The following is a 24,721-nucleotide window of genomic DNA, read 5'->3' as shown; positions in this document are numbered from 1 at the left end:
GTTCAGCGGCCGCGGGCGAACAGGCGCGACAGGAGCCAGAGCGGCACCACCACGACGGCGCCCGCGACGAACCAGCGGCCGGCATCGTGGAAGGTCTCGAAGCCCAGCGCCATCAGCGACTGGATCGTGTCGTAGGCCTGGGCGAACAGGAGCCCGGGCGTGACCCCGAGCATCGCCATGCCGGCCCCGACGAGGAGCGACAGGAACACCAGCCGCACCAGCACCGCCCCGGGCGAGCCGCCGAGGAAGCGGTGCAGCCCCGAGGACCGGCCCTCCCGGTACCCGCCGGGACCGGGATCGAAGCCCGCGGGTCCCTGGCCGTAGGGATCCTGGCCGGAGGAGTTTTGCCCGAAGGGACGGCGGAATCTCTGCTCGCTCATGCTTCCTCGCGACCCTGACGCTGCGGATCCGGCCCGACCGCTGCGATACGCCACCCGACCGTTGCCGATTTGTCACATATCGGACGAAACCCGGCGCGGCCCGGCGCATTGCACCGTTTGGCAATCCGGACCTGAGATGGCAACCTTCGCGGATTATCCCAAGATGCCAGACAGCCGATGCCGGGCCGGACGGCGGCCCGCCCGCAACCCCGAGACGCTCCGCCGCCCGCACCGGCGGCGCCGCGCCGCGAGATTGATACCCCGAGCATGATCGACCACGCGCTCTTCGACCCGGCGAAAGCAGATCCCGACGCCGAGCGGCTGAACCGGGAGATCATCGCCGCCCAGGCCCGGGCCCCGGACCCCTGGTCCATGCCGGTGGCCGAGGTGCGCGAGCGCCGCCGGCGCGGCAGCACCGCCTACCCGGCGATGCCCCGCAGCGCCCGGGCCGAGACGATGACGATCCCCGGCCCCGCCGGGCCGCTCGCGCTCCGGGTGATCCGGCCGCAGCGGAAGGCCCGGGGCGCCTACCTGCACGTTCATTCCGGCGGTTGGGTCTGGGGCGGGTCCGACGAGCAGGATCCCTGGCTCGAGCGCATCGCGGAGCGCTGCGGCTTCGTCTGCATCTCGGTCGAGTACCGGCTGGCGCCCGAGCACCCCTACCCGGCCCCGATCGACGATTGCGAGGCGGCGGCGCTCTGGCTCTACCACGAGGGCCGCAAGCTGTTCGGGGTCGAGGCGCTGACGATCGGCGGCGAATCGGTCGGTGCGCATCTGAGCGTGATGACGCTCCTGCGCCTGCGCGACCGGCACCGGCTGCCCAAGGCCTTCCGGGGCGCCAACCTGTTCTCGGGCCTCTACGACCTCGGCGTCACCGCGAGCGCCCGCAACTGGGGCGACGAGCGCCTCGTCCTCAACTCCACCGACATCCGCCGCTTCGCCGACGGCTTCGTGCCCGAGGGCGTCGCCCGGCGCTCGCCGGACGTGTCGCCGCTCTACGCCGATCTCGCCGGCCTGCCTCCGGCCCTGTTCTCCGTCGGCACCCGCGATCCGCTCCTCGACGACACCCTGTTCATGTCGATGCGCTGGGCCGCGGCCAACAATGGCGGCTACACGGCCGTCTATACCGGCGGTTGCCACGTCTTCATCCGCTACAACCTCGCCATGACCCAGCGGGCCCTGGAGCTGATCGAACGGTTCCTGATGGCGCTGGCGTGAGGGAGAGGTCGGCCGCGACGGCCTACGCGCTCCTGACCTTCGCGACCCTGCTCTGGGCCGGCAACGCGGTGGCGAGCAAGGTCGCGGTCGGCCTCGTCTCGCCGCAGGCGCTGGTCGCCCTGCGCTGGTCGATCGCGCTCACGGCGATCGCGGCGCTCGCCGGGCGCGAGACCTGGGCGCACCGGCGCGCGCTCCTGGCGCACTGGCCGATGATCCTGCTGATGGGCGGCGTCGGCTATACCGGGTTCAACGCGCTGACCTACGAGGCGGGGGCGCTGACGAGCGCGGTCAACCTGTCGCTGATCGAGGGGACGATCCCGGTCCTGGTGCTCGTCCTCAACTTCCTCGTGCGCGGCGTCGCGGTGCGGCCGGGCCAGGTCCTCGGATCGGCCGTCACGCTCGCCGGGGTGGTGCTGGTGGCCAGCCACGGCGACCTCGCCCGGCTCGCCGCCCTCGACCTCAACCGCGGCGACCTCCTGGTGGGGCTCGCCTGCCTGTTCTACGCCGGCTACACGGTCGCCCTCCCCTCGCGGCCGGCGGTGCCGGCGCTCGCCTTCTTCGCCGCCATGGCGGTCGCGGCCTGGGCGACCTCGATGCCGCTCCTCCTCGGCGAATGGGCGAGCGGCCGGGTTCTCTGGCCGGGCCTCCCCGGCTGGGCACTAATCGCCTTCACGGCGCTCGGGCCGTCGCTGGTCGCCCAGCTCGCCTACATGCGCGGGGTCGAGACGATCGGCCCGAACCGCGCCGGCCTGTTCAACAACCTGGTGCCAGTCTTCGGGGCGGTCATGGCGGTGGGGCTGGTGGGCGAGCCCTTCGGCCTCGTCGAGGCGGCGGCCCTCGCCCTGGTCGTCGGCGGGATCGCGGTGGCGGAGACCTCCGGGCGCCGCAAGAGGGCGTGAACCGTCACCCCTTCTGCCCGCCGAGCCCGAGCCGGCGGATCAGCAGGAAGGCCGCCGCCGCCGACAGCGCGGCGATCAGCATCGCGACGCTCGAGCCGTCGTCCCACTCGGCCAAGGGCAGGCCCTTGGTGTTCATGCCGAACAGGCCGGTGACCAGGGTCGGCGGCAGGAAGAGCGCGGTCAGGACCGACAGGGTCTGGAGCTGGCGGTTGGACTGGCGGGCGAGGAGCGCCGACAATTCCTCCTGCAGCAGCCGGCTGCGCTCGGCCAGCACCACCATGTCGCGGTCGAGCGCGTCGAGGCGCTGGGCGATGCGGGCGGCCGCCTCGCGCGTCTCCTCGGCCAGGTCCTCGCCGTCCTCCTCCAGGCGGTGGAACACCGCCCGCAGGCCGTTGAGCTGGCGGTGCAGCCGCACCGCGTCGCGGCGGATCGGGCCGAGCTGGCGGGTCTCGTCGCGGATGCGCTCGTCGAGGATGTGATCCTCGATCCCGTCGAGGCGCTCCGACAGGGCGGCGCCCCGCGCGCCGATCGCGGCCGCGACCCGGCCGATCAGCGTCTCCAGCAGCGCCACCGGGCCGGCGAGGGCCCGTCCCTCGGCCACCGCCTCGCGCACCGCGTCGGGGCCGACGATCGGGTGACGCCGCCCGCTGACGAGGACGTTCGGCCCGAGCACGAAGTGCAGGCGGCCGGCCGCGTCCGGCAGCCGCTCCGGCGCCTCGGAGTCCCGGGCGAGGTCGGCGATGACGCCGCCGATCTGCCCGTCCTCGATCGTGACCCGCTGGTGCGGATCGCTGGAGAACGCCGCGGCCGCGAGGTCCGGCGGGCCGAGGCGCCCTTCCGCCACGAGGCCCGGCATCCGGGCGTCGTTGAGGTTGACGTGCAGCCAGACGAAGCCCTCGCCGAAGCGGCCGAGCGCCGGGATCTCCTCGCCGGGCCCGACCATGCGCCCGCGGCCCGACGCGTCGAACCGCATCGCCCAGATCAGGCCCGGCAGGGCGGGCTCGTCGCTGAGGAGAGGGGCCATCCGGGCGTCCTTCGTCCCCGCAACCCGATAGGACGCAACCCGGGGATGCCGCGCCCGGCCGCCTCCGCTAGGGGCCGGGCAAGACACCTCGATGACGGCCGGCCTACGCCTCCATCGCCTCCAGCTCGGCGATCATCCCCTCGATCATCGACAGGCCGATCTGCCAGAAGGCCGGATCGCGGGCATCCAGTCCGAACGGCGCCAGGAGTTCGCCGTAGGGCTTGCTGCCGCCCGCCGAGAGCAGCGCGAAGTAGCGCTCGACGAAGGCACCTTCCGCCGCCGGGTCGCCGCTCGCCCGCTGGTAGACGCCGTAGAGCGAGTTCACCAGGCAGTCGCCGAAGGCGTAGGCGTAGACGTAGAACGGCGAGTGGATGAAGTGCGGGATGTAGGCCCAGTACGGCTCGTAGCCCTCGTCGAGGCGGATCGCCGGCCCTAAGCTCTCGGCCTGCACCGACATCCACAGTGCGTTGATCCTGTCGGACGTCAGCTCGCCCTCGCGGCGGGCGAGGTGGACCTTGCGCTCGAAGGCGTAGAACGCGATCTGGCGCACCACCGTGTTGATCATGTCCTCGACCTTGGCGGCCAGCATCGCCCGGCGCTGCACCGGGTCGGTGGTCGCCTCCAGCACGCGCCGGAAGGTCAGCATCTCGCCGAACACGCTGGCGGTCTCGGCGAGCGTCAGCGGCGTCGGGGCCATGAGCGCCCCGTTCGGGCCCGCCAGCACCTGGTGCACGCCGTGGCCGAGCTCGTGGGCGAGGGTCATCACGTCCCGCGGCTTGCCCTGGTAGTTGACGAGCACGAAGGGATGGGCCGAGGGCACGGTCGGGTGGGCGAAGGCGCCCGGCGCCTTGCCGGGCCGCACCGGCGCGTCGATCCAGCCCCCGTCGAAGAAGCGCCGGGCGATCTCGGCCATTCTCGGCGAGAAGGCGCCGTAGGCCGACAGCACGGTCTCGCGCGCCTCCGCCCAGGGGATGGTGCGCTGCTCGACCTTCGGCAGCGGCGCGTTGCGGTCCCAGTAGGCCAGGTCGTCCCGGCCGAACCACCGCGCCTTCAGCGTGTAGTAGCGGTGCGACAGGCGCGGATAGGCCGCCTGCACGGCGGCGACGAGGGCCTCGACGGTGTCGCGCTCGACCCGGTTGGCGAGGTGGCGGGCATCCGAGACGTCGGTGAAGCCGCGCCAGCGGTCGGAGATCTCCTTGTCCTTGGCGAGCGTGTTGGTGATGAGCGTGAACACCCGCAGGTTCGCCCGGAACACGGTGCTCAGCGCCCCCGCCGCGTCGCGGCGCACGGTCTCGTCGGCGTCCTGGAGCTTGTTGAGGGTCGGCTCGAGCGTCAGTTCCTCGCCGCGCAGGGGGAAGCGCAGGGAGGCGATGGTCTCGTCGAACAGCCGGTTCCAGGCCGCGCGCCCGGTCACCGACTTCTCGAGGAAGAGCTTCTCCGCCTCGTCGCTGAGCTGGTGCGGCTTCTCGCGGCGGATATCCTCGAGCCAGGGACGGTAGCGCGCGAGCGGCGGGTGGGCGGCGGCCTGATCGATCAGCGCATCCTCGACCCGGTTGAGCTCCAGGGTGAAGAACAGGAGGTCGCTCGCCGACGTGGTCAGGCGCTCCTGGGTGTCGCCGTAGAACTTCGCCCGGGCCGGATCGGTGGTGTCGCCCGAATAGACGAGGCCGGCATAGGACATCAGCCGGCCCAGCCGATCCTCGATCGCCTCGTAGGCGGCGACCGCGGTGCCGAGGCGGTCGGTCGCGTCCCCGCCCGCGGCGAGCGCGGCGATCCGGCCGCGGTAGCTCTCGGCGAAGGCGCGGCACTCGGCCTCGGCCGCGGCCATGTCGTCGGCGAAAGCCGGGTCGTCGAGGCCGGCATAGAGGTCCGTGAGGTCCCATTCCGGCAGCGGCCCGAGATCGACGGCGCGGGCCGTGGCCTTGGCGGTGCTCAGGGCGCTGTCCGACGGCGCGGCGGCACTCAGCGGCATGGACGATGTTCCTCTCGGGGCAAACGGTGCGGGAGGACATATCGGCCCCGACCGGCCCGCGATCAACCGAGGCCGTTCCGATTGCGGGCCCGCGTCTCGCGCGCCGGTAACCTTCCATTGGCGTTAAGGGCCACTTTACGCTTGTGACGCAGCATACGCCTCGAAACGAAACAGCCGCGCGATTCGCGAGGCCCGCTCGCCGGGGCGATGCGGGCCGTCGATCGCGAGACGGCACAGGGGGGCGGCGCCGCGGCGCCGGTCCCTCGAGGAGTCCAGATGACCACCACGGTCCTCATCGTCGACGACGATCCCGTGCAGCGCCGGCTGGCGGAGGCCATGGTGCGGCGCCTCGGGTACGAGGCCGTGGTGGCCGAGAGCGGCGCGGCCGGGCTCGACGCCGTCCGGGCGCCCGATTCCAGCATCGACGTGGTGCTGCTCGACCTCGCGATGCCGGGCGGGCTCGACGGGCTCGGGGTTCTCGGCGAGCTGCGCAAGGCCGGCATCGACACGCCCGTCATCGTCCAGACGGCGAACGGCTCGATCGACGCCGTCGTCAACGCCATGCGGGCCGGCGCGGTCGATTTCGTGGTGAAGCCCGCCGGCCCGGAGCGGCTGCAGGTCTCGATCCGCAACGCGCTCCAGGTCGACCAGCTCCAGGACGAGATCCGGCGGATGCGCCGGCGCGCCTCGGGCGCCCTCTCCTTCCGCGACCTCACCTCGAAGAGCCCGGACATGGGCCGGGTGATGCGCCTCGCCGAGCGGGCGGCGAAATCCACCATTCCCGTGCTGATCGAGGGCGAGTCCGGCGTCGGCAAGGAGGTGCTGGCCCGCGCGATCCAGGGCTCGGGCGAGCGCCGCGGCAAGCCGTTCGTCACGGTCAATTGCGGGGCGATCCCCGACAACCTCGTCGAATCGACCCTGTTCGGCCACGAGAAGGGCGCCTTCACGGGCGCGACCGAGCGGCATCTGGGCAAGTTCGTCGAGGCGTCGGGCGGCACGCTGTTCCTCGACGAGATCGGCGAGCTGCCCCTCGACGCGCAGGTGAAGCTGCTGCGCGCGCTCCAGGAGGGCGAGGTCGATCCGGTCGGCGGCCGCAAGAGCGTGCGGGTCGACATCCGGCTGATCTCGGCGACGAACCGCTCGCTCCTCGACCTCGTCAAGCAGGGCCGCTTCCGCGAGGACCTGTATTACCGCCTCAACGTCTTCCCGATGACCCTCCCCCCCTTGCGGGCCCGGCGCGAGGACATCCCGGACCTCGCCCGCTCGTTCTGCGCCCGGTTCGCGGCCGAGGAAGGCAAGCGGGTCCGCGGCATCGCCGCGGAAGCGATGGCGCTGATCACCCGCTACGACTGGCCCGGCAACGTGCGCCAGCTCGAGAACGCGCTGTTTCGCGCCGTGGTCCTGGCCGACGGCGACGAGCTGACGGTGGCGGAGTTCCCGCAGATCGCCGCCCAGGTCCAGGGCTTCGACGTGCGCATTCCCCCGGCGCCCGCCCATCCCGAGCCCGGCGCCGGTCCCGCGCCGGTGCGCGAGATCGTCCGGGTCGAGGTGCGCGACCCCCACGCCGTGTCGCTGGTCGCCGAGGAGACCGGCGAGATGAAGACCATGGAGGGTCTCGAGGGCGAGATCATCCGCTACGCCCTGCAATTCTACCGCGGGCGGATGTCGGAAGTCTCGCGCCGCCTCGGCATCGGCCGTTCGACACTCTATCGCAAGTTGAAAGAACTCGGGATCGACGACGAGAAGGCCGAGGACGCCGCCTGATCCGGCGTCCCGCGTCAGAAGAAAACCGCATTTGATCGGTCATGGCCCGTCTCTCGGCGGGTCTTTGGGCGGGTCTCTCGGGTGGCCCTTCGGGACCGCCCGGCGGAGCAGACGGGGCGGGGCCCACGCCGCGACGAGTGTCGCGGTGCGCGGCCACACCTCGCGAACGCCCAAGCCGCCATGCCGGCGGGGTGTGGCTGCCGTGCGATTGCACGTCCTGTGCCGACGTGTTGACTAACCTAGGTTTCCAGCGTGGCCGCTCCTCCGGCCGCGGCTTCGAGGAGAGGACCATGGCTCCCAGGCGCAGGATCGGCCGGAGTGCCGGTGCGGCGGCGGCCCTCACGGTGCTGCTGGCCGCGCAGCCCGGCCTGGCGCGGGCCGAGGGCCCTGCCGCCGCGCCCGAGGCCGGCGGCGCCGTGGCGAGCGTCCCCGCGACGGCGACCGCCCCCGCGATCACCACGATCCCGGACAACCCCGCCCCGCCGCTGCCCGATGCCGGCCCGCCCAAAGTCGCGACCGCCCCGGTCGCGCACGAGGCCGCGCCCGAGGCCGCGCCGATCCAGCCCGCGACCCTGCCGGGCACGGCGGCGCCGGCTCCCTCCGCCGAGACCCCGCCCGCACCGGCCGAGACCGCGGCCCCCGCCCTGCCCCCGCCCGCCCCCGGCGATCCGGTGGCCGAGGTCGTGGCGGCGCGCCTCGCCGACCCGAACTTCAGCCTGATCCGCCGGCTCGGCACGAAGCAGCGCGAGGCGATGCAGGCCTTCTACGCGCTCGGCGCGTTCAAGTCGGTCTGGCTCGCCGAGAGCGGCTGGAGCGACGCCGCCAAGGCGGTGATCGCCCGGCTGCAGGCGGCGGGCGAGGACGGGCTCGATCCCCTCGCCTACCCGATCCCGCTGCTCGACCCGCCCCACGCCACCGCCGCCGACCGGGCCGAAGCCGACCTGAAGCTCTCGGCGGCGGCGGTGCTGTACGCCCGCGACGCCCGCGGCGGGCGCCTCGAGCCCTCGCGCCTGTCGCGCTTCATCACCCCGAAGCTCGACTTGCCCTCCGCCGACGCGGTGTTGACCCGCCTGACCCCGGCCGGCGCGAGTGCCGGCGCCCTGCTCCAGGCCTTCAATCCCGGCCAGCCCGGCTACCTCGCCCTCAAGGCGAAGCTCTCGGCCATCCGCGCCCAGCAGCCGAACCGCGCCGTGCCGATGGTGCGCCTGCCGAAGGGCCCGGCGCTGCGGACCGGCATGCGCGACGCCCGCGTGCCGCTGATCCGCGCCCGGTTCGGGATCAGCGGCGCCTCCGACGCCACCGCCTACGACGAGGGCGTGGCGACCGCCGTCGCGAGCTTCCAGCGCGAGCGCGGGATGAAGGCGAGCGGCGTCCTCGACCCCGCCACGGTGGCGGCCCTCGCCGGCCCGTCTCCGGGCAAGCAGGAGGCCGACCTCCTCGCCAACATGGAGCGCTGGCGCTGGCTGCCGGCCGATCTCGGCCGCACCCACGTCCTCGTCAACATCCCCGAATACAAGGTGCGGGTGATCCGCGACGGCCGCGTCCTCGACGAGTCCCGGGTGATCGTCGGCAAGCCCGAATCGCCGACGCCGATCTTCTCGGGCGAGATGACCTACGCGGTGGTCAACCCGTCCTGGACGGTGCCGCCTTCGATCCTCAAGAGCCAGTTCCTGCCGGGCCTCGCCCGCGACCCGAACTACGCGGCGCGCCTCGGCTACCAGGTGGTGAAGCGCGGCAACGGCATCGCCATCCGGCAGCCGCCGGGCGAGCGCAACGCGCTCGGCTTCATCAAGTTCATGTTCCCCAACGACCACGCGGTCTACCTGCACGACACGCCGAACCGCAGCCTGTTCTCCCGCTCCGAGCGGGCGCTGAGCCACGGCTGCGTGCGCGTCGACGATCCGTTCCGCTTCGCGCAGGTCGTGCTCGGGCCGCGCTGGCCGACCGAGCGGCTGAAGACGCTGATCGGCAAGGGCGAGCGCACGGTGATGCTGCCCGAGAAACTGCCGGTCCACCTCGCCTACTTCACCCTGGAGGCGGATTCGACCGGGACTCTTCGCAGCCTGCCGGACCTCTACGGCGTCAACGCCCGGGTGAAGGTCGCGCTCGGCCTCTCGAACGAGCCCCTGCCCGCCGAGGCCGGGCAGAAGCCGAAGCCGGCCCCGAAGCCGCCGGTCGCCACGCACCACCGCGACGTGGCGCAGCAGGGGGGCGCCCCCCGCCCGGCCTCCCGCCGCCCGGTGGCGACCGCGACGCCGTCCGAGGAGCCGGCGGTGGTGCAGCCGGCGCCGGACTATTTCGGCGAGACCGGGGCGATCCGGCGGGGGTGGTGGTAAGGGCCCCGCGGCATCTGCCATCCGCAACGTCGTCCCGGGGCCGCGCAGCGGAACCCGGTCCGGCGTCGAGGGCGGCAATCCAGCGCGAAATCCGATCCGACGCCCTCCATCGGCCGGACCTCACGGCCTCTCCTGCACCTCGTTGATCTTGTTGGTCAGCCAATACGAGTAGCCGACGGTCGCGCTCTCGATCAGACTCGCCGTGCTGGCCACGGTATTGACCATCAGGTCGCCGACCTGGCCCACCAGGTTGTAGTCCTGCTCGACGATCTTCGACAGGGTATTGGCCTTCCGCAGCGAGAGCGAGGCCTGGCAGATCTGCAACCAGCCGTCGCGCCAGTCCCGCTCGATCGTCCAGAGCTGGCGCATGAAGGCGAGCTGCATCGCGTAGATCTCGCCGATCGTGTCCGAATCCGGTCGCTCCGCCAGGAGTTGCACGGTCCCGACCGCGTTGGCGGCGCAGTTCGCCACGAGGTCGTTGGCGAGCACCGTGCGCTGCAGCGGCGCGCTCGCGCCGGGCGGCGCCGCGGCGGCGACCGTCGCGGGGATCTGGTCGCTCACCAGCAGGGCCTGCCGCACCAGGGCGCTCAGGTGCAGGGGGGCGACCGGCCGCGGGGGGATGGTCTCGGGCATCGTCACTCTCTCCCGCTCGTGCGTCAGCCGCCGAGCCGCTCCAGCATGCGGTGGATGGCGCCGATCTGGATCGCGCGCTTCGAATAGTAGTCGGGCTCGTACGGATCGGGCGAGGTGTAGCCCCACCAGTCCCAGCACCCGTCGGGGTTCTGCATGTCGCCGCCGTCGCTCCCCTCCGCCTGGGGGTAGAGGACGATGATGTCGTTGCTCTCGGCGATGTGGTTGTAGCCAGTGGTGGTGACGTAGCGGTTGCCGTAGGGCGGCTGGTTGGCGATGTCGGGCCGTCCCCTGACGTAGTTGACGTAATTGTAGCCCTGCTTGCAGCCGTGCAGCACGACGTGAACCCGGGCCGGCGCCCGCCCCGCGCACACCGCGGACGGGATGTAGGCGTAGCCGAACCGGCTCATGCTGGCGCGTGGCTCGCCGTCGAAGAACTCCGTCTGGTCGAAGCGGACCAGCCGGCCGGCCAGCCCGTCCGTCGGGGGCGCCAGGTCGCCGTAGATGTGCCGGAGGATGTCGTGCGACTGCATGAAGCCGCCGTCGTTGATGTAGGGCGGGCGGTTCGTCGCGAGCGGCGAATCCTCGGGGTTGTCGGTGATGATCGCGTGGCCGGCGGCGAGGTCGCTGCGGTACAGGATGTCCCCGGGCCGGACGCCGAGCAGCTCGTAGAACCGGCGCGTGCGCGCGACCACGTCGGAATAGACCACCGTGTCGGCGCTGCCGGTGAAGATGTAGAGCCGCTGGCCGGCGAGGTGGTGGAGCGGGTCGATCCCGCCCCGCCCCGCCGTCTCGGTGGCGAGCGCCGCGAGGCGGGCGGCGTCCGGCGCCATCTGGGGGATGAGCGGGGTCATGCCGATGGCCATGGCGCTGCGCGTATAGGCATCCGCCGCCAGGAACCCCGCGCCGCGAAACGACTCCGCGCACCGGTACGGCCCGCCCGCGATGATCCCGGCGCCGGAGAAGCTCGCCGAGTGGGCGACGTGGACCTGCACCGCCATGAAGGCGCCGGACGACAATCCGGAGATCGAACTCTCGCCGCGCCGGACGTCGTAACGCTGCAATCGCTCGACCTTGCCGCTGCGCTCGCAGCCCATGACCAGCCCTCCCGGCACGCGCACCCGTCATCCCCGGGCGCTCATCTTGCCCCCGCACGACGGCGCCGGACCAGAACACGGCGCCGATGATCTCGCAAGTGCGAAGAAATCGAAATATATTTTGCATCGCAGAAAGAATCGCCGGCGAGCCCCACGTCGGCCGAAGAGAGGCGGACGGGAATTGCCGCCTCCCCGGATATCCGTGCGCCGGCGGCGACCTCTACTGCCGGCTCGCTCTCGCCACTCGGGATCTTACAGGCAGCATGCATGACGGAGCGGGCGTTGCGCTTGGACCATCCTGCATCGTCCGTCCGTATTCCCCACGAAATCGTGAAGCCCGGCCGATTTTCGCCATGGTTGAGCCTTAGCCCTGCCGCCCATCCTGTCGCGGGACCCGGTAACCGTTTGTTCACGGTTCTCGGCAACCTTGCGTTCACCATGGCGGCCACGCGGCCCGAGCGAGGATGAGGGATCGTGCGAGCGCTCAAGCGTGCCGGAAGCGGGGCGGCCGATCCGGCCACCCGGGGATCCCGCTCCTGCCGGCGCGGCGCGCTGGCGCTGGTCGCCTGCCTCGCCGCGGTGTTCGGCTCGACCAGCGACACCCAGGACGCGGTCGCCAACGGCGACACCCGCACGATCTCGATCTTCCACGAGCACACCAAGGAGAGCGCCTCGATCACGTTCAAGCGTGACGGGCGCTACGACCGCGCCGCCCTCGAGCAGCTGAACTGGCTCCTGCGCGACTGGCGCCTCGACGAGCCGACCAGGATGGACCCGCGCCTGTTCGACGTGGTGTGGGAGGCCCACCGCGCCGTCGGCTCGCAGGACGCGATCCACGTCGTCTCGGCCTACCGCTCGCCGAAGACCAACGCGGCGCTCCGCCGGCGCTCCCGCGCGGTGGCCGAGCACAGCCAGCACATGCTCGGCAAGGCGATGGACTTCTACCTCGCCGACGTCTCGATCGACCAGATCCGGGCGATCGGCATGCGGATGCAGCGCGGCGGCGTCGGCTGGTACCCGCAGGCGAACAGCCCCTTCGTCCATCTCGACGTCGGATCGGTGCGCTCCTGGCCGCGGATGAGCCACGACCAGCTCGCGCGCCTGTTTCCCGACGGCCGCACCGTCCACCTGCCGGCCGACGGCCGGCCGATGCCGGGCTACGACGTCGCCAAGGCCGAGATCCTGGCCCGCGGCGGCAGCGTGATGGGCGTGAGCCAGGCGATCGCGGCGGCGGACGAGGAGGACAGCCCGAACGTCGTCGGCCAGTTCTTCGCCATGCTGTTCGGCGGCGCGAAGCCCGCCGCCCCGCCGCCCGCGCCCGTCGTGCTGGCCGGCCGCTCGGGCCGCGTCCGCCCGGTGGCCTTGGCCAGCGCCCAGCCGGAGGATGCCGGCACCCGCGAGGTCTTCGCTCGCGACGCCATGGCTTACGCCGCTCCGGCCGCGCCCGCCGCCCTCATGCCGCAGGCCGCTCCCCCGCCGGTCCCCCCGCAGCCGGAGCCCGTCGCCGCATCGCCGGAGGCCGCGCCCGAGCCCGAGGCCCGCACCGCCGCTCCGTCCGGGCTGCCGGCGGCCCCGCTGCCGCCCCGCCGCCCGTCGGAATTCGCCGCCCTGGCGGAGGCGCTGGTCGCCGCGCCCCCGCCGGCCTCCGTGCTGCCGGTCACCGTACCGCTGCCCCCGGCCCGGCCGGCCTCGATCCAGGTCGCCTCGGCGGATGCCGATCCGGCGGCCCTCGGCGCCATGCTCCAGCCCCGCCCCCGGGCGACGCCCGTCCCGCCCGCCCTCGCCCCGACCGATTCGAAGGCGCAGCTGCGCGCCCTGTTCAGCGCCGCGGCGGCCGCACCGGCGGCCGAGGCCGCGATGGTCCGCGTCGTCCAGCGGCCGAAGGCCGGCACCCCGCCGCCGGGCGTCGTGGCCGCCCCGGCGGGCGCGGTCGTGACCCGCTTCCAGGCCGGCGCGAGCGAGGACGCGCCGGGCTCCGGCCGCTTCAGCGGGCCGGCGGTCGGACGGCGCTGACGGGCCGTCGCGACCGGTCCGGGGCCGGTCCCGTCTGATCTCGCCGAGGAAAGGTGGGGCACGCCGCTCGCCGGAGGGGGAGCGGATCGGGCGGATGCCCTCTCACCCCTCGATGATCGACCGGATCTTGGTCGCCAGTCCCTCGACCGGGAACGGCTTGGTGATCATCTGCATGCCGGGTCCGAGATGGCCGTTGCCGAAGGTCGCGTTCTCGGCGTAGCCGGTCATGAACAGCACCTTCAGGGTGGGCCGCACCAGCCGGGCCTGGTCGGCGAGCTGGCGGCCGTTGAGGCCCGGCAGGCCGACATCGGTGACCAGGAGGTCGATGTGCGAGGCCGATTGCAGCAGGCGCAGGCCCGCCGGCCCGTCCGCCGCCTCGAGGGTGCGGTAGCCGAGTTCGTGCAGCACCTCGACCACCAGGGCCCGCACGGTCGAGTCGTCCTCCACCACGAGCACCGTCTCGCCGCGCTCGGCCCGCGGCGCCTCGCCCCGCATTTCCGGCGCGACCTCGATCTCGCCGTGGTAGCGCGGCAGGTAGAGCTTGACCGTCGTGCCCTGGCCGGCCTCCGAGTAGATCTTGACGTTCCCCTCGGACTGCTTGGCAAAGCCGTAGATCATCGACAGGCCGAGGCCGGTGCCCTGGCCGAGCGGCTTGGTGGTGAAGAACGGGTCGAAGGCGCGGGCGATCACGTCCGGCGGCATGCCGGTGCCGGTATCGGTCACGCTGACGCAGACGTACTGGCCCGCCCGCACGCCGACGTCGCGGGCCGCGTAGGCATCGTCGAGATGGGCGTTGGCGGTCTCGATGGTGAGGCGACCGCCCTCCGGCATCGCGTCGCGGGCGTTGATCGCGAGGTTGAGGATCGCGTTCTCGAGCTGGTTGGGGTCGCAGAGCGTCAGCCACAGGCCGCCCGCCACCACGACCTCGAGCTGCACCCGCTCGCCCAGCGTCCGGCGCATCAGGTCGTCCATCGAGCTCACCAGCCGGTTGGCGTCGACGGGCTTGGCTTCCAGCGGCTGGCGGCGCGAGAAGGCGAGCAGCCGGTGGGTCAGCGCCGCGGCGCGCTGGGCCGAGGCCATGGCGAGGCCCGCGTATCGGGTGAGGTTCTCGGTGCGGCCCTCGTTGATGCGGGTCTGCATCAGGTCGAGGGAGCCGACGATGCCGGTGAGCAGGTTGTTGAAGTCGTGGGCGATGCCGCCGGTGAGCTGGCCCACCGCCTCCATCTTCTGCGACTGGCGCAGCTGCTCCTCGGCCCGCTCGCGCTCGGCCACCGCCTCGCGCACCCGCGCCTCCAGGGTGTCGTTGAGCTCGCGCAGCTCCACCTCGGCCCGCTTCGATTCGGTGACGTCGTAGATCACCCCGACATGGCGCAGGCCCGAGGTCTCGGTGTCGCGGATCGCCTCGCCGCGGCGCACGAGCCAGCGCACCTCGCCGGTATCGGCCAGCCGCACCCGGGTCTCGATCGGCGGCAGCTCGCCCTCCTGGCGCTGGTCGGGCGCCAGCAGCGGGGGATCGCCCTCGACCACGAGGGCGTTGACCGCGCTCGCCGCCACGGTGCGGGCCGGCACGAGGCCGAGCAGGCTGCAGAATTGCGGCGAGGCCGCCACGGTGGCGAAGCCCGGCACGTGCTCGAAGGCGCCGACGCGGCCCGCCGACTGGGCGATGCGCAGGCGCTCCTCGACTCGCTTCTGCTCGGTCACCTCGACGAGCACGCCGGTGAAGCGGGCGGGCCGCCCGTCGGCGCCGAAATGGCAGCGGCCGCGGGCGTGGACCCAGCGCACCGAGCCGTCGGCCGCGAGCAGGCGGTACTCCTTGTCGAACACCTCGGCCCCGCCGAGGATGCCGCTCACCGCGAGCCGCACCCGCACCCGGTCGAGGGGGTGGATGCCGGTGAAGAAGGCGCTCGCCGGCAGCGGGCCGGGGCTGAGCGGCACGGTGCCGGGCCGCGGCGCCGGCGTGAGCCCGGTGAGCGCGGCGAAGCGCCCGTCGACGTGCAGCCGCTTCCCCGGGATGTCCCAGTCCCAGGTGCCGGCGATGCCGGCCGAGGACAGGGTCAGCGAGAGCTGGCGCTGCGCCTCCGCCAGGCGCCGCTCGATGTCGGCGAGCCGGGTGCGGCCGGCCTCGGCCTCGTGGACATGCGACATGTCCACCTGCGAGGCGAAGTAGTTGACGAGCCGGCCGTCCGCGTCGCGGATCGGGCAGATCAGCAGCTGGTTCCAGAACCGGGTGCCGTCGCGGCGGTAGTTCAGGATCGTGACGCGGACCTCGCGCTCGTCGCGCAGACCCTCGCGGATCGCCGCCATCGCGCCGGGATCGGTGTCCGCCCCCTGCAGGAAGCGGCAGTTCCGGCCCACCACCTCCGCGCCGTCGTAGCCGGTGAGCGTCAGGAAGGCCTGGTTCACGAAGACGACCGGGTTGTCGGGCAGGGTCGGATCGCTGATCAGCATCGGCTGGCGCGAGCGCTCGAGGCCGGCGAGGAACGGCCCGACCCGCCGCTGCACCGCCGCGACCGCCTCCGCGAGGATCTCGGGCCGGACGGTGCCGGTCTGGTCCGGTCCGCTCATGCCCGCCCGGCCCGGTTAGGGATCGCGGGTCCGGGATTCGGGCGGTCCGTCATCACGCGTCCAGGTCGCCGAGGGCGCGGGCGATGAACTCGTCCACCAGCCCCCGCAGGTTCTCGAGTGAGGGCAGGTCCATCAGCATCGCCAGGTAGCCGCGGATGTCGCGCTCGCTCACCGAGAAGTCGATGTAGAGGAACAGCACCAGGGAATCGGCGCCGGCCGCCGCCCCGCCCGCCTGCGTCCCGAAGATCTGCGGGCCGTCGCCCCGCGCGATGCCGGGCAACGACATGGTCAGCGTGCGCTGGAGCATGTTCGCCATGGTGGCGAGGCAGCCGTTGAGGATGATGTTGCCGGTCTCGGCCAGCGCCTCGTCCTCCAGCGCCGCGACCTCCTCGGGCGAGAGCTCCTCGCCGGCGACGGCCCGGACCAGCTCGCGGCCGTTCTCCTGCGGGAAGATCAGGAGCGCGCGGCCCGCGAACGCGCCCTCGAAATCCTGGTGCACCACCACGAGCGGCGCCGCCTCGCGCTCGCCGATCAGTCGGGCGGCGGCCTTGCGCGAGACGATCTCCACCGAGGGCACCGAGAGCAGCACCTGGGTGCCGATCATCGTGCGCAGGCTCGCCGCGGCGCGGCTGACGCCGATGTTGACGAGTTCGGTGAACGCGTCCTGCTGCAGCTCGGTCAGGCCGACGGTGTCGTTGCTCACGGGGCGCTCCGGCGCAGGCGCAAGGACGCTCCCGAGAGGAAGCCCGCCAGGGCCTCCCCGGTCAGGGGCTTGGCCAGGAAGGCGGCGTCGAGCTGGCGCGCGCGGGCGATCACCTCGTCCTGGATGTTGGCCGAGATCACGGCGATCGGCATCGCGGGCCTGCCCGCGCGCAGTTCCTCGGCGAGGGCGAGGCCGTCCTTGCCCGGCATGTTGAAGTCGAGGAGCGCCACGTCGATCGGCTCGCCGGCCACCATGGCCAGGGCCTCGTCGGCGTTCGAGGCCTCGCGCAGGGCCCAATCGGGCCTGAGCTGCCGCACGAGCCGCAGGGCGACCGCCCGGGCGAGCTTGCTGTCGTCCACGACGAGGACGGTGACGGGTGCGGTCGAGGGCTGCGACATGGACGGCATCTAGGCGGTTTTCGCCGAAAGGGAAATGGACCCCGCGCGATCTCTCGGGGACGTGACGGCGGGCCGCGGCAGGCCCTGCCGCTACGGCATAGCCGAAAACTGGTAGATGCGCGCGTAGTTTTCGGCGCCGCCCGTCGCCGGCATCAGGACGGGTCGGGGACCGACAGCCGCGGCGCGAGCCAGCGCGCCGCGAACGCATCGCCGCAGGTGCCCCGCAGGGGCGGGCGCAGCCGCAGCAGCACCTGCACGACGGCGGTGTGGAGGAAGGTGCAGCCGCTCCACTCCACCGCCAGGTCCGGCCCGGCGAGGAGCAGGGCCGCCAGGGTCTCGGCCTCCTCGACCGGGCAGGCGCCCTCGAGCCGGATCAGGTCTCCCTCGCGGCGGACGGTCACGGCATCACCTCCTGCTTCCCCCGCTCCTCTCCCCGCCTCTCCCCCTGCGGGTCCCCGACCAGGGTCTCCGGATCGAGCACCAGGAGCACCCGGCCGTCGCCGGACAGCGTGGTGCCGGCGAGGCCCGGCCAGGCCGCCAGTCCCGGCAGCGGCCGCACCAGCCCGTCGGACCGTCCGGCGAACCGGTCGACCTCGACCGCGACGCGCTCGGGCCCGACCCGCAACACCGCGAGCCGGGCCTCGGCCGGCGGCTCGCCGCGGGGCAGGTCGAGGAGGTCGGCGAGGTGGAGCACCGGCACCGTCCGGTCGCGCAGGATCGCGGCGGCACCGGGGGCGAGGTCGTGGATCCGCTCGCGCGGAACCCGGGCGAGCTCGACGACGGCCTCCATCGGCAGGCCGTAGCGTTCCGGCCCGACCTCGACGAGGAGAAGCCGGACGAGGGACTGGGCGCGGGGCAGGCTCAGGCGGATCGTGGTGCCGGCGCCGATCCGGCTCTCGACGGTGCAGGTGCCGCCGAGCCTCGTCACCGCGACCCGCACCGCGTCCATGCCGACGCCGCGGCCGGAGACGGCGCCGACCGCCGCGGCCGTCGAGAAGCCCGGGGCGAAGATCAGGTCGATCGCGCCGGCGTCGTCGAGGGCGGCGAGGGCGGCGGGCTCCATCAACCCGCGCTCGGCGGCGCGGCGGCGGAGGAAGGCCGGGTCGAGGCCGCGCCCGTCGTCGTCGACCGAGACGACGACCCGGTCGGCCCGGCTCTCCGCCGACAGCGCGATGCGTCCCGCCGCCGGCTTGCCGGCCTCGGCGCGCGCGGCCGGTGCCTCGATGCCGTGGTCGACGGCGTTGCGCAGGAGGTGCAGCAGCGGCTCGAACAGCCCCTCGGCGACGTCCCGGTCGACCTCGGTCTCCTCGCCCGCCAGCGTCAGCGTCACCTCCTTGCCGAGCTGGCGGGCGACGTCGCGCAGGGCGCGCGGGAAGCGCCGGAAGACCCGCGCCAGGGGCTGGAGCCGCAGGCCCACCGCCTCCCGGTGCAGCTCGGCCGACAGACGCCCGATCCGCTCGTCGCTCGCCCTCAGGGCGGGGACGAGGCCGGCGGGATCGGCCCCGAGCGCGGCCCGGGCGACGACCTCGCCGAGGGCGGCGCGGGCGGCGGCGAGATCCTCCGCCAGGCCCACCAGGGCGTCGATCCGGCCGGCATCGACCCGCAGGGTCCTGGAGGCGTCGGCGACCGGCGCGATCGCGGGCGACGCCCCGGGCGGGGCCGGGTTCGCCAACGTCACGCTCGCCATCGCCACCTGGTCGCGCACCAGGCGGAACACCGCGGCGACCTCCGGGCAGGGATCGGTGGTCAGCAGGGTCACGGCGATGTTGCAGGAGAAGACGTCGAGCGCCTCCGCCGGCGGCCACGGCGCGGCGGGAACGAGACGCAGCGCCACGAGGCCGGGGAGCCGGCGCACCAGTCCGAGGGGGTCGTCGCCGGAGAAGAAGCAGTCGGCGCGCGGGACGTAGCGCAGGGCCGTGAGGACGCCGCCGGGCCGCTCGCCCGTCTCCGCCATCAGCTCGGTCGCCCAGTCGGGCACCGGCCCGGCCGGCGCTCCGTCGCCCTCCACCGCGCCGGCAGGCCCCAGGAGCGCGCGGTAGCCCTGCACGAGCCGCGCCGATTCCGCCTCTGCGCCGGCCGGCAGTACGCCGGTCGCGGCGATCGCCTCGGTCCAGCGGGAGGTCGCGTCGAGGGCGGCGAGCGACAGGTCGACGAGGCCGGCGCCCAGGGCGAGCGTCCCGGCCCGGGCGGCCGCGAGGCCGTCCTCGGCGGCGTGCAGGAGCGCCAGCATCGCCGGCCAGTCGAACAGGGCGGCCGAGCCCTTCAGGGTGTGGACGGCGCGAAACACCCGGTTCACGGCGTCCGGATCGGGGGGGCCGTCGAGCGCCAGCAGATCCTCGGCCGCGGCCTGGATCAGCTCGCGCGCCTCGGTCACGAAGGCCGCCACGAGGTCGTCCGCCGGGGAAAGGACGGGCCCGTCCCTAGTCATGCGCATCCTCCGGACGCTGGTAGACGATCGCATCCGGGAAGCGGCGGGTGACGAACCGCGACGGGATCCGGGCCATCGATTCGGTGTGGCCGAGGCACAGGAACCCGCCCGGCTTCAGGGCGGCGAAGAGGTTGCCGGCGGCGACTTTTCGCGAGGCGTCGTCGAAGTAGATCAGGACGTTGCGGCAGAACACGACGTCGAAGCGCCCCTCCCGCGCCATCCCGGCCCCGTCGACGAGGTTGCGGCGGGTGAACCGCACCGAGCCGCGCAGCTCCGGCAGGATGCGCCAGCTCTTTCCCCCGCCCTTTCCCCCGCCCTTGCCCCCGCTGCCGGCCGCCCCCGGGGTGAAGTAGCGCGCGACGAGGGCCGGGGAGAGGCGGCCGAGCGCCCGGGCGCCGTAACGTCCGGCCTCCGCGGTGGCGAGCGCCCTCGTGTCGATGTCCGAGCCGACGATCTCGATCTCCCACCGGTCGACCTCGGGCCAGTGCTCGAGGAGCCAGATCGCCACCGAGTACGGCTCCTCCCCGGTCGCGCAGGGCATCGACCAGATCCGGATCGGGTCGTCGGGCGTCCGCCCGGCGGTGAGCACGCCCATCAGCGAGGCTGTGAGGCAGCGCAGCTGGTGCTCCTCGCGGAGGAAGTAGGTCTCGTTGACCGTGAAGGCGTTGACGAAGAGCTGGACCTCGCCGTCCGTGTCCGCCCGCAGCCGCGCGAGGTAGGCCGGCAGGGTGCCGGCACCGGTCGCCCGCATCCGCTCCAGCACCCGGCGCTCGATGAACGGGCGCCGGTTCCCCGGCACCAGGATGCCGGTATGGCCGTAGAGCAGGTCGCAGACCCGGGCGAGATCGGCCTCGCCGAGGATGTCGGGCTCGTCGGGGGTCACGGCAGCATCGTCCGCAACTCGGCCGCGATGGCGTCGAGCGGCGCGACCACCTCGGCGCCGCCGGCCCGCACCAGCTCGCCCGGCATCCCCCAGACCACGGCCGTCGCCTCGGCCTCCGCGATGGTGCGCCCGCCGCGGCGGCGCAGCTCCGCCATGGCCCGGGCGCCGTCGCGGCCCATGCCGGTCATCAGCACGCCGATGAGGCGGGCGGGCGGGACGAGGTCGAGGGCGCTCTCCACCAGCCGGTCGACGCTCGGATGCCAGGGGTAGTCGGCCCGGGCCGGGGCCGGAGCCGCCATCAGGCCGCCAGGGCGGCGCACCACGATCACGTCGGCGTCGCCGCGCCCGATGAAGACCCGGCCCGGCGCGAGGGGGACCGGCCCGGTCACCTCCTGCACCGCGAGCGCCGAGAGCCCGTCGAGGCGGCGCGCGAGCGGCCCGGTGAAGGTCGCCGGCATGTGCTGGGCGACGACGATCGGCCAGGGAAAATCGGCCGGCAGCTCGCCGAGAAGCGCGGTGAGCGCCGGGGGACCGCCGGTCGAGGCGCCGACGAGGACGATGCCGCCGCCGGGCTCGGCCGGCGGGACTTGCGGGCGGAGCGCGGGCCGGGCCGGGGGCGCGGGGCGTTGAGCGGGCTCCGGTGCGGGGCTCGGGCTGCGGTTCGGGCCGCCGAGGCCGGCATGGCGGGCGCGCAGGCGCGCCGCGAGGCCGTGGGCGGTGCGCGGCCGCGCCCGCGCCGCCGCCCGCACCGCCTCCACGAGGCGGGGGGCGAACCGGTCGACGTCGAGCGACACCGCGCCGGCGGGCTTCTCCAGGACGTCGACCGCGCCCCGCGCCAGCGCCTCCAGGCTGGTCTCGGCGCCGGCCGAGGTGAGCGAGGACAGCATCACCACCGGGCAGGGCCGCTCCAGCATGATCCGGTCGAGGCAGGCGAGCCCGTCGAGGCCCGGCATCGTGACGTCGAGGGTCACCACGTCCGGGGCGAAGCCGGGGAGCAGGTCGAGGGCCTCGAGCCCGTCGCGGGCGAAGGCGAGCTCGAAGTCGCCCTCGGCGGCGAAGATGCCGCCCAGGACCTTGCGCATCAGCGCCGAGTCGTCGACGACGAGGAGGCGGATCATGCCGGCCTCGCGGCCGGGCCGGAGGGGCGCTCCAGCCCCGCCAGGAGGTGCGCGGGGTCGATCAGCGGCAGGGGCCCGTCGGCGAGGTCCGCCACGCGGGTCGCCACGGCCCCGCGCGATGCGGGCGCCGGCCGGATCGCCCCGGCCTCCGGCCGCGCGAGGCGGGTCGCGCGATCGACGAGGAGGCCGGCCCGCACGCCCCCGGCCTCGATCACCACCAGGCGGCCGTCGCGAGGGCCGGGCGGCAGGCCGAGGCACCCGCGCGGGTCGAGGACCGGGAGCGCCCCGCCGCGGACGGCGAGCAGCCCGGCGACGCCCTCCGGCGCCCGCGGCACGCGTGCCAGCGTCTCCGGTGCCCGCATCACCGCGCGCACGGCCCCCGCGGGCAGGCCGTAGCGCTCCCCGGCGAGGTCGATCACCACGACGGGCTCGGTCGTCGCCGGCACGGGCGCCGCGCGGACGAAATCCCGCTCCCCTTCCCCGACGAGGGCTTGCGCCGAGAGAATGCAGACCGGAATCGACCCGGCATCGCGGCGGGCGAAGCCGGCGACCAGCCCGCCCCGGCGCAGGGCCCGCGGCGCCGGGTCGATCGCCTCCGGCGGCACCCGCAGTACCGGTCCCACCCGCTCGGCCACCAGCCCGACGCCCCGCAACACGGCGGCTCGCCGACCGGCGCCGGGCCCGCGGCCGAGCAGCGCCGGGAGGGAGAGGAGCGGCAGCGTCCGGCCGCGCCACGTCGTCATGCCGAGTGCGGCGGCTCCGCCCTCCGGCGCCGGCGCGAGGGCCCCAGGCAGGCCCACCACCGCCTCGACCTCGTCGAGCGGCAGGGCGTAGGGCGCGCCCGCGACCGCGAGCATGAGGAGGGCGACCGGCGGCGCCGGCGGGGCGCCGGCGCGCGGAGCCGGCGGGGCGGTCGCGGCGCCGCCCGCGCGCCGGGGGGCGGAGCCGGCGACGAGAGGCGGCAGGTCGAGGATCGGGACCGGGCCCGGATCCGGGGTCAGGCCGACGACGCGGCCGACGAGGAGCCCGACCGGCTCGCCGGCCTCGGCCAGCACCATCCGGCCGGCGGGACCCGGCGGCGCTTCCGGGTCGAGCAGCCGGGCGAGGTCGAGGACCGGAAGCGCGCCGCCGCGGATCGTCGCGAGTCCGGCGAGCGCCGCCGCGGCGCCGGGGACCCGGGTCAGGATCGGGACCGGCGCCACGGCGCGCACCCGCTCCGCCGGCAGGGCGACGCGGGCGCCCGATCCGAGCGAGACGACGAGGACGCGCGCCGGCGAGGCCTCAGGCATCCGCGCCCTGCAGCTCGTCGGCGAGCAGCGCGATCTCCTCCACGGCCGCCGCCAGGTCCTCGGCCCCGCGCGCCTGCTGGCGGGCGGCGGTGGCGGCCTCGCTCGAGGCCCGGTCGGCCTCCTCGGCGGCGGCGGCGATCTGGCGGCTGCCCGCCGCGATCTCGCCGGCCGCGCCCAGGATCGCCTCGGCCCCGTCGGCGATCGCGCGGTTGGCCCGCTCCAGATCCGCCACGTCGGACGCGACCGCCGCGAGGCCGGCCGTCAGGGCCCGGTTCTTCGCCACCTCCGCCTCGCCGGCGCCGACGGAGCGCTCGAGGGCGCGCAGCAGGGCGGCGGTCCCGTCCCGGATCGCCCGCACCGTCGCCCGGATCCGGTCGGCCCCGCCGGCCGCGTCGCGTGCCAGGGTCCGGACGTCGCCGGCGACGACCGCGAAGCCCTGGCCCGCCTCGCCGGCCCGGGTCGCCTCGATCGCGCCGCTGACCGCCAGCATGCCGATCTGCACCGCCACCAGGGCGATGCCCTCCCCGATCGTCTCGATGCGCCGCACGTCGTCCTCGATCGTCCCGAGGCGATCGAGGGAGGCGCGCATCCCGCCGAGCGCCTGCTCGACCCCGTCGGCAAGGCCCTCGATCGCGCCGCGGGCCTGCCGCACGGCCTCCGCGACGGCGGCGACCCGGGCGAGCGCCCGGTCGGCGCCGGCCCGGGCCCCGCCGGCGGCGCGCTCGATCTCCCTCATCGCGGCGGCGGATTGCCGGGCGGCGGCGCTCTGCAGGGTCAGGCCGCGGCTGATCTGGTCCACGGCGGCCAGGATCTCGGCGGCGGCCCCGGACAATTCCTGGATCGAGGCCGAGAGCGCGTCGGCAGCACCCCCGATCGCCTCGGGGCTCGCGCGCCCGGCGGCCGATCCGCGCAGGGACTCCGCCAGGGCGGCCAGGGCCTCGGCGGTGGCCTGGCCCTGCTCGAGGGCCTCGGTCTGCTGCGCCACCGCGGCCTGCGCCTCCTCGGCGGCGGCGGCCTGCTGCTCGGCGGCGGCCGCGACCTCCTCGGCGCCGGCCTGCGCCTCGCGGGTGGTCGCCTCCGCCTGCAGGGCGGCGGCCAGGATCTCCTGCGCGCCCTCGGCGAGCGCGCCGAGATCGGTCCGCGCCTCCTCCAGCTGCCGGGCGACGCGCCCGCCCGCCGCCGCCTCGGCCGCCGCCCGCGCGGCGGCGTCTCGGATCGCCTGCCCGAGCGCCCGGATCTCGGCCCGGATCGCGTCCACCCGCTCGCGCACCTCGCCGGCGCTCGCCTCCGCGGTCTCGGCCAGCGCCCGGACCTCGTCGGCCACCACCGCGAAGCCCCGCCCGTGCTCCCCGGCCCGCGCCGCCTCGAGGGCGGCGTTGAGGGCGACGAGCCCGGTCTGGTCGGCGATTCCCGCGACCGTTCCGGTGACCTCGCCGATGCTGGCCGCCCCCCGGTCGAGCTCGTCGACGAGGGCGACCGTCGCGTCCTGGCGCCCGGCCTCGGCCTCGATCGCGGCGATCGACTGGGTCGCCTGGGCGCTCGCCTCGGCGAGCAGCGACTGGAACGCGGCGGTGCGCCGGCGCGACAGGTCGGCCCGCTCCCGCGCCTCGCCGAGGCGCCCGACGATCGCCGCGACCGCCGAGAGCGATTCCTGCGCCGCGCCCGCCGCCTCCTCGGCCCCGCCGGCGATCTGCTCCATCGCCCGGCGCAATTCCTCGGCCGCGGCGGAAGCCTCGGTGACGCCGGCGGCCAGCTCCTCGGTGGCGGCGCCCAGACGCTCGGTCGCCTTCTGCCGGCGGGTTCCCACCCGCTCGCGGGTCCGGCCCCGCCGGGCCGCCGGGGCGGGCGCCTGCGTGGGAGCGGGCGCCTCGGGCGTACCGTCCCGGCGGTCCGACGCTTCGCGATCCGCGAGCTTCGCCTTCTTCACCAATGCCATCGCAGCCAGAAACCCGCTCGCCGTCATGCCGGTGTGCCGGAGGCCGGCAGCCGGGGCAAGCGTGGTGC

The 24,721-nt window shown here is 74.5% G+C and carries 19 protein-coding genes; 5 read left to right on the top strand and 14 right to left on the bottom strand.

The annotated features are described in order from the left end of the window. Nucleotides 1-2: 2 nt before the first annotated feature. A complete protein-coding gene (locus tag DK419_RS12710) occupies nucleotides 3-380 on the bottom strand; it encodes a DUF6460 domain-containing protein (RefSeq protein ID WP_109959399.1) in 378 nt (125 codons plus the stop codon). A gap of 267 nt (nucleotides 381-647) precedes the next feature. Here DK419_RS12710 and DK419_RS12705 point away from each other — a divergent pair, with 267 nt between their 5' ends. Further along, nucleotides 648-1,598 (top strand): alpha/beta hydrolase, encoded by a 951-nt coding sequence (locus tag DK419_RS12705; RefSeq protein WP_109959398.1) that lies wholly within the window; start codon nucleotides 648-650, stop codon nucleotides 1,596-1,598. Beyond that, nucleotides 1,595-2,497 carry a DMT family transporter gene (locus tag DK419_RS12700; protein ID WP_109959397.1) on the top strand — a complete coding sequence of 301 codons (903 nt, stop codon included), beginning with the start codon at nucleotides 1,595-1,597 and terminating at the stop codon, nucleotides 2,495-2,497. Before DK419_RS12705 ends, DK419_RS12700 begins: the two co-directional genes overlap by 4 nt. A 4-nt stretch (nucleotides 2,498-2,501) precedes the next feature. Here DK419_RS12700 and DK419_RS12695 read toward each other — a convergent pair whose 3' ends face one another. Further along, nucleotides 2,502-3,521, bottom strand: a complete 1,020-nt coding sequence (locus tag DK419_RS12695; protein ID WP_245442936.1) for a CorA family divalent cation transporter — start codon at nucleotides 3,519-3,521, stop codon at nucleotides 2,502-2,504. Between the two features lie 103 nt (nucleotides 3,522-3,624). Continuing rightward, nucleotides 3,625-5,493, bottom strand: a complete 1,869-nt coding sequence (locus DK419_RS12690) for a M3 family oligoendopeptidase (RefSeq protein WP_109959396.1) — start codon at nucleotides 5,491-5,493, stop codon at nucleotides 3,625-3,627. 276 nt (nucleotides 5,494-5,769) lie between these two features. On the opposite strand from DK419_RS12690, the gene DK419_RS12685 reads away from it, so the two are divergent. After that, nucleotides 5,770-7,257 (top strand): sigma-54-dependent transcriptional regulator, encoded by a 1,488-nt coding sequence (locus DK419_RS12685; protein ID WP_109959395.1) that lies wholly within the window; start codon nucleotides 5,770-5,772, stop codon nucleotides 7,255-7,257. A gap of 290 nt (nucleotides 7,258-7,547) precedes the next feature. Continuing rightward, on the top strand, nucleotides 7,548-9,593 hold the full coding sequence (locus DK419_RS12680) for a L,D-transpeptidase family protein (RefSeq protein WP_109959394.1): 2,046 nt from the start codon (nucleotides 7,548-7,550) through the stop codon (nucleotides 9,591-9,593). 120 nt (nucleotides 9,594-9,713) lie between these two features. On the opposite strand, the gene DK419_RS12675 is transcribed toward DK419_RS12680, so the two are convergent. Both DK419_RS12675 and DK419_RS12670 read right to left on the bottom strand, forming a co-directional pair. Beyond that, nucleotides 9,714-10,226, bottom strand: a complete 513-nt coding sequence (locus DK419_RS12675; protein ID WP_109959393.1) for a hypothetical protein — start codon at nucleotides 10,224-10,226, stop codon at nucleotides 9,714-9,716. Nucleotides 10,227-10,249: 23 nt separating this feature from the next. Further along, a complete protein-coding gene (locus tag DK419_RS12670) occupies nucleotides 10,250-11,338 on the bottom strand; it encodes an extracellular catalytic domain type 2 short-chain-length polyhydroxyalkanoate depolymerase (protein ID WP_245442935.1) in 1,089 nt (362 codons plus the stop codon). Nucleotides 11,339-11,794: 456 nt separating this feature from the next. On the opposite strand from DK419_RS12670, the gene DK419_RS12665 reads away from it, so the two are divergent. Further along, entirely contained in the window at nucleotides 11,795-13,333 is a 1,539-nt protein-coding gene (locus DK419_RS12665; protein WP_425352651.1) for a peptidoglycan L,D-endopeptidase MepK, read from the top strand. Nucleotides 13,334-13,435: 102 nt separating this feature from the next. Here DK419_RS12665 and DK419_RS12660 read toward each other — a convergent pair whose 3' ends face one another. From DK419_RS12660 to DK419_RS29810, 9 genes are all read right to left on the bottom strand, one after another. Beyond that, nucleotides 13,436-15,898 (bottom strand): PAS domain S-box protein, encoded by a 2,463-nt coding sequence (locus tag DK419_RS12660; protein WP_109959390.1) that lies wholly within the window; start codon nucleotides 15,896-15,898, stop codon nucleotides 13,436-13,438. A gap of 52 nt (nucleotides 15,899-15,950) precedes the next feature. Further along, nucleotides 15,951-16,601 (bottom strand): chemotaxis protein CheX, encoded by a 651-nt coding sequence (locus DK419_RS12655; protein WP_109959389.1) that lies wholly within the window; start codon nucleotides 16,599-16,601, stop codon nucleotides 15,951-15,953. Continuing rightward, nucleotides 16,598-17,008, bottom strand: a complete 411-nt coding sequence (locus DK419_RS12650) for a response regulator transcription factor (RefSeq protein ID WP_245442934.1) — start codon at nucleotides 17,006-17,008, stop codon at nucleotides 16,598-16,600. Before DK419_RS12650 ends, DK419_RS12655 begins: the two co-directional genes overlap by 4 nt. 143 nt (nucleotides 17,009-17,151) lie before the next feature. Further along, the gene (locus tag DK419_RS12645) at nucleotides 17,152-17,400 is read right to left on the bottom strand and encodes a hypothetical protein (protein WP_109959387.1); all 249 of its coding nucleotides are present in this window, start codon (nucleotides 17,398-17,400) and stop codon (nucleotides 17,152-17,154) included. Next, nucleotides 17,397-19,427 (bottom strand): chemotaxis protein CheA, encoded by a 2,031-nt coding sequence (locus DK419_RS12640; RefSeq protein WP_109959386.1) that lies wholly within the window; start codon nucleotides 19,425-19,427, stop codon nucleotides 17,397-17,399. The genes DK419_RS12645 and DK419_RS12640 overlap by 4 nt, the downstream gene beginning before the upstream one ends. Beyond that, nucleotides 19,420-20,310: a CheR family methyltransferase gene (locus DK419_RS12635; protein ID WP_109959385.1), complete on the bottom strand. Its 891-nt coding sequence runs from the start codon at nucleotides 20,308-20,310 to the stop codon at nucleotides 19,420-19,422. Before DK419_RS12635 ends, DK419_RS12640 begins: the two co-directional genes overlap by 8 nt. Then, nucleotides 20,307-21,428 carry a chemotaxis-specific protein-glutamate methyltransferase CheB gene (cheB, locus tag DK419_RS12630; protein ID WP_109959384.1) on the bottom strand — a complete coding sequence of 374 codons (1,122 nt, stop codon included), beginning with the start codon at nucleotides 21,426-21,428 and terminating at the stop codon, nucleotides 20,307-20,309. Before cheB ends, DK419_RS12635 begins: the two co-directional genes overlap by 4 nt. Then, a complete protein-coding gene (locus tag DK419_RS12625; protein WP_109959383.1) occupies nucleotides 21,425-22,717 on the bottom strand; it encodes a chemotaxis protein CheW in 1,293 nt (430 codons plus the stop codon). The genes cheB and DK419_RS12625 overlap by 4 nt, the downstream gene beginning before the upstream one ends. Continuing rightward, complete coding sequence (locus tag DK419_RS29810) at nucleotides 22,710-24,653, bottom strand: methyl-accepting chemotaxis protein (RefSeq protein WP_109959382.1); 1,944 nt, start codon at nucleotides 24,651-24,653, stop codon at nucleotides 22,710-22,712. Before DK419_RS29810 ends, DK419_RS12625 begins: the two co-directional genes overlap by 8 nt. Nucleotides 24,654-24,721 lie beyond the last annotated feature (68 nt).

It is taken from the genome of Methylobacterium terrae (genome assembly GCF_003173755.1).
In the GTDB taxonomy this organism is placed as follows: domain Bacteria; phylum Pseudomonadota; class Alphaproteobacteria; order Rhizobiales; family Beijerinckiaceae; genus Methylobacterium; species Methylobacterium terrae.
This window is presented reverse-complemented; position numbering and strand designations above follow the sequence as displayed.

Bases quoted from the DNA above. Each gene is read 5' to 3' on its own strand.
- DK419_RS12710 (WP_109959399.1), bottom strand. From the start codon at position 380: ATGAGCGAGCAGAGATTCCGCCGTCCCTTCGGGCAAAACTCCTCCGGC.
- DK419_RS12675 (WP_109959393.1), bottom strand. From the start codon at position 10,226: ATGCCCGAGACCATCCCCCCGCGGCCGGTCGCCCCCCTGCACCTGAGC.
- cheB (WP_109959384.1), bottom strand. From the start codon at position 21,428: ATGATCCGCCTCCTCGTCGTCGACGACTCGGCGCTGATGCGCAAGGTC.
- DK419_RS12685 (WP_109959395.1), top strand. From the start codon at position 5,770: ATGACCACCACGGTCCTCATCGTCGACGACGATCCCGTGCAGCGCCGG.
- DK419_RS12705 (WP_109959398.1), top strand. From the start codon at position 648: ATGATCGACCACGCGCTCTTCGACCCGGCGAAAGCAGATCCCGACGCC.
- DK419_RS12695 (WP_245442936.1), bottom strand. From the start codon at position 3,521: ATGGCCCCTCTCCTCAGCGACGAGCCCGCCCTGCCGGGCCTGATCTGG.
- DK419_RS12650 (WP_245442934.1), bottom strand. From the start codon at position 17,008: ATGCCGTCCATGTCGCAGCCCTCGACCGCACCCGTCACCGTCCTCGTC.
- DK419_RS12680 (WP_109959394.1), top strand. From the start codon at position 7,548: ATGGCTCCCAGGCGCAGGATCGGCCGGAGTGCCGGTGCGGCGGCGGCC.
- DK419_RS12660 (WP_109959390.1), bottom strand. From the start codon at position 15,898: ATGAGCGGACCGGACCAGACCGGCACCGTCCGGCCCGAGATCCTCGCG.
- DK419_RS29810 (WP_109959382.1), bottom strand. From the start codon at position 24,653: ATGGCATTGGTGAAGAAGGCGAAGCTCGCGGATCGCGAAGCGTCGGAC.
- DK419_RS12640 (WP_109959386.1), bottom strand. From the start codon at position 19,427: ATGACTAGGGACGGGCCCGTCCTTTCCCCGGCGGACGACCTCGTGGCG.
- DK419_RS12625 (WP_109959383.1), bottom strand. From the start codon at position 22,717: ATGCCTGAGGCCTCGCCGGCGCGCGTCCTCGTCGTCTCGCTCGGATCG.
- DK419_RS12690 (WP_109959396.1), bottom strand. From the start codon at position 5,493: ATGCCGCTGAGTGCCGCCGCGCCGTCGGACAGCGCCCTGAGCACCGCC.